Annotated in this window: 5 protein-coding genes; all 5 read left to right on the forward strand. The window is 58.4% G+C overall.

Going from position 1 to position 3,740, the window contains the following annotated elements; genetic code table 11:
- On the forward strand, positions 1-274 hold a 274-nt coding region (locus FSY59_RS27205), incomplete at its 5' end, for a transposase (protein ID WP_148730039.1).
- The gene (locus tag FSY59_RS27210) at positions 271-1,092 is read left to right on the forward strand and encodes an IS3 family transposase (RefSeq protein WP_003060102.1); all 822 of its coding nucleotides are present in this window, start codon (positions 271-273) and stop codon (positions 1,090-1,092) included. The genes FSY59_RS27205 and FSY59_RS27210, both read left to right, overlap by 4 nt.
- A gap of 3 nt (positions 1,093-1,095) precedes the next feature.
- Complete coding sequence (locus FSY59_RS27505; protein WP_187427994.1) at positions 1,096-2,748, forward strand: pre-toxin TG domain-containing protein; 1,653 nt, start codon at positions 1,096-1,098, stop codon at positions 2,746-2,748.
- Positions 2,729-2,989 (forward strand): hypothetical protein, encoded by a 261-nt coding sequence (locus tag FSY59_RS27230; RefSeq protein ID WP_003055680.1) that lies wholly within the window; start codon positions 2,729-2,731, stop codon positions 2,987-2,989. The genes FSY59_RS27505 and FSY59_RS27230 overlap by 20 nt, the downstream gene beginning before the upstream one ends.
- Before the next feature lie 206 nt (positions 2,990-3,195).
- The coding region (locus FSY59_RS27235) for a hemagglutinin repeat-containing protein (RefSeq protein ID WP_187427995.1) at positions 3,196-3,740 on the forward strand (545 nt) is incomplete at its 3' end.

Raw genomic sequence — 3,740 nt, forward strand, 5'->3', positions numbered from 1 at the left:
AAAGCGCAAGACGGCACTGATCCTGGAGATCATCCAGGGCAAGACCAGCGTGTCGGAGGCCAGTCGAACCTATGACCTGCCGCCGTCGGAGATTGAGGGCTGGGTGGAAGATGGCCGCAAGGGCATGGAGAATGCGCTGAAGGCCAACCCGCAGGATGTGCGCGAGCAGTACGAGCGCCAACTGAAGGAGTTGCAGGAGGCCTACGGCGAGGCGATGCTGGAGTTGCGCGCAAGAAAAAAATTGCAGTCCCTGCTGGGCGAGGACGAGAAGTGATCGAGACGATCCGCCAGGGACTGCAGGCCGACGGCATCACCGTCTCGATCAGCAAGCTGTGCCGGTGGTTCGAGGTGCCGCGGCGCAGCGTGTACTACCGGCCGGTGAAGGCTGCACCCACGCTGCAGGGGCACTTCGTGGCCCCGATCAAGGCCATGATCGAGGAGAACCCGTCCTTCGGGTACCGAACCGTGGCGCACCTGCTGGGGTTCAACAAGAACACGGTGCAGCGCATCTTCCAGCTCAAGGGCTGGCAGGTGCGCAAGCGCCCGGTGGGCTTCAGGCCCCGGATCCAGTCGCTGCCCTCGGTGGCCAAGGCGCCCAACGAGCGCTGGGCCACGGATATGTGCCGGGTCTGGGCCGGGCGTGATGGCTGGACGACGATGGCCTTGGTGATCGACTGCCACAGCCGCGAACTGCTGGGCTGGCACCTGTCGCGCAGTGGGAAATCGAAGACGGCGGAGTCAGCACTGGAGCAGGCCCTGATCGCGCGCTTCGGCACGCTGGGCCGAGTATCTGAGCCGTTCCTGCTGCGTTCAGACAATGGCCTGGTCTTCACCAGCCGCAGCTTCACCTCGCTGGTCAGAAGCTATGGGCTGCGCCAGGAGTTCATCACGCCACACAGCCCCGAGCAGAACGGCTTGGTCGAGAGGGTGATCCGTACGCTCAAGGAGCAATGCGTGCATCGGCATCGCTTCGAATCGCTGCAGCATGCCAGTCGCCTGATCGGGGACTGGATCCACTTCTACAACCACCGACGCCCTCATCAGGCGTTGAACATGAGAACACCCGCTGAGGCATTCGCATTAGCGGCCTGACCTGTGCAGGTTCTGCTGGGTCAATACATCACCGAGCAAAGCGGCATACAAGCCGGCGACGGCGGCTTCCAGGTCAGCGTCAAGGGCGACACCGATCTCAAGGGCGGAGTCATCGCCAGCACCCAAGCCGCTGTAGACCAGGGCAAGAACCGCTTCAACACCGGAGGCACGCTCACCACCAGCGACCTGCACAACAGCGCCCATTACGAAGGCCAGGCGGTTGGCGTCAACGTCAACACCGGCCAGCAAGGCGGCAAGCATGTCGTCAACGGTGTGGGAGCGGGTGTAGGCCAGGACAGCGGCAGTGCCCAAAGCACCACCACGGCCGGCATCTCCGGCATCGCCGGCGACCAGAGCGTGCGCACGGGCGATGCCACGGGGATTGAGCGGATATTTGATCAGAACAAGGTGCAGCGAGAAATCGATGCACAGGTGGCGATCACGGCGGAGTTTGGCAAGCAGGCCAGCAAGGCCGCAGGAACCTACGCGGATCAGCAGGCCATCGCAGCTCGCAGAGCAGGCAACGAAGCCGAAGCCAAAAAGTGGGATGAAGGCGGCGAGTACCGCAATGCATTGCACACTGGAATTGGCGCGTTGACCGGAGGATTGGGGGGCGCAGTGGGCACAGCCCTCAGTGCATCGGCGCTGCCCAGTATCGGAGAAAGCATTGCGGCACTGAATTTGCCCGATGGGGTGCGAGACGCGCTGAATGCCGCGATAGGCACGGCGTTGGGGGCGGTAGGCGGTGCATCGGGTGCCACAGCGGGCCTGAATCAGGCCGGCAACAACTACATCAGTCACAGCCCGTTCCGACAGGTTCGTCAAACCGTCAGTCAGGAAAATGCCCGGTTGCTGAATGCATGTGGCGCTAACTGCACCCAGGCGGACTTTCTGAACATCGACCAGCAAGTTGCTCAGGTGGAGCGAGCTGCTAATCTGGCAGCCATTGCGCAAGTCAGCTCCATGACCCAGCATCAGGCCCAGGAGCTGGCACAACTGATGTTGGAGTTGGCTCCGGTCTATGGAACGGGAGAGTCGGCACTGCAACTGATCACGGGCCAGAGCAGCCTGACAGGGGAGGAGGCTAGTCGGTTCTGGGCCGCTATTGGTGTAGTGCCGGTGGCGGGAGGCGTGTTGAAGAAAGTGGGAGAACCCGCCTCTGAGGCAATCTCTAAGATATTCAAAGAAATTGGCAATCCTGCTGAAAACTTGCTTGGTGTAGCTAAAGAAGGTGGGGCGGTAGGAAAGGTAGAAGACGTTGCCAACGGTAAGGTCAAGTGGGTCGATGAAAATGCGGGAATGAGTCAGCGAGCTCGTGATTACAATGACACAGCAACTGGAACACGGTCGAACCCTGCTACTCAGTCTGGTCAAGCGCCTGCCCTAGAAAGGACTATGCCTGATGGATCAACGAGAACCGTTAAGTTTGACGGTGTTGATGGTGATGTTTTGGTGGATCGAAAAATTTCAGTCGTTACTACAAGTAAGGCGAAAGAGCAAGCGCTTCGGCAGTCAGATGCATTGAGTCAGAATGGTTTGACAGGACGCTGGGAGGTTCCTAATCAAAGCCAGGCATCAAGAGCGCAAAAAATGTTTGATGAGCTTGGTATAAAAAATATTTCTGTGAAGGTGGTTCATGAGCCAGGAAATCAATAAATTCGTCGCACAAGCAATCATTGAAAATGCTTTATTTTTTGAATTTTCGGGAGAAAAAATAATTGATCCCGATGCCGCGATTCAGGCGCTTGAACAAATGGCTGCAACATTGCAAATGGCGGACACAGAAACTAAAGCATCGTTGTGTTTGCATTTTAAAAATATTGCAATGCAGTATTCTGGCGAGAAAGCAGATTTTGTCGCGAGCTTAGATGATGCGTTAGGCTTGTTTGACGCATAAGGTGAATGATGCGTTAGAGCAGTCTAGCCAAGGCATTTCTCTGTTTATCTCTAGGACAAGGGTCGCAAAGGATGTACTGCTGTGGCCCTAACACCAGTTGAAGGCCCTGCCTGAGGTAGCGACGGCGTTGAACGATGAAACTCTACGGGCGAACTGCAGGATGCAGCCAAAGGGCTGGCTGACGGTGCCCCTCCAAGGCCGCCTCTATCTCCGTCTCGGTCGGCTCCAGCAAAAGCCAGAGCGACAGCTATCAGAGCGGCACAAGCAGCCATGGCAGTAGCGTACAGGCTGGCGGCAATGTCAACCTCATCGCCACCGGTGCAGGCAAAGACAGCAATATCCTTATCCAGGGCAGCGACATCACGGCAGGCAAGGATGCCACCCTGATGGCCGACAACCAGATCACCTTGCTGGCTTCGCAAGACAGCCACAGCGATCGCAGCACCAACAGCAACTCCAGCGGCAGCATTGGCGTATCCGTTGGCGCGAACACCGGCATCACCGCCAGCGTCAGCCAAGGAAAAGGCCATTCCAACAGCGACGACGTCAGCTACAACAACACCCATATAGCCGCAGGCAACACCGTCACCCTCCAGTCGGGCGGCGACACCCACCTAAAGGGAGCCGTGGTCAGCGGCAAGCAAGTCATCGCCGACGTGGGCGGCGATCTGAAGATCGAAAGCCTGCAGGACAGCAGCCGCTTTGAAGGCAAGCAGCAAAGCAGTGGTGGCTCCATCACGCTCAGCCCGGC

This window comes from Comamonas sp. Z3 (assembly GCF_008121565.1).
GTDB classification, from domain to species: domain Bacteria; phylum Pseudomonadota; class Gammaproteobacteria; order Burkholderiales; family Burkholderiaceae_C; genus Comamonas; species Comamonas brasiliensis.

Excerpts from the sequence above, each read along its gene's own strand:
- FSY59_RS27230 (WP_003055680.1), top strand. The coding sequence starts at position 2,729 with ATGAGCCAGGAAATCAATAAATTCGTCGCACAAGCAATCATTGAAAAT.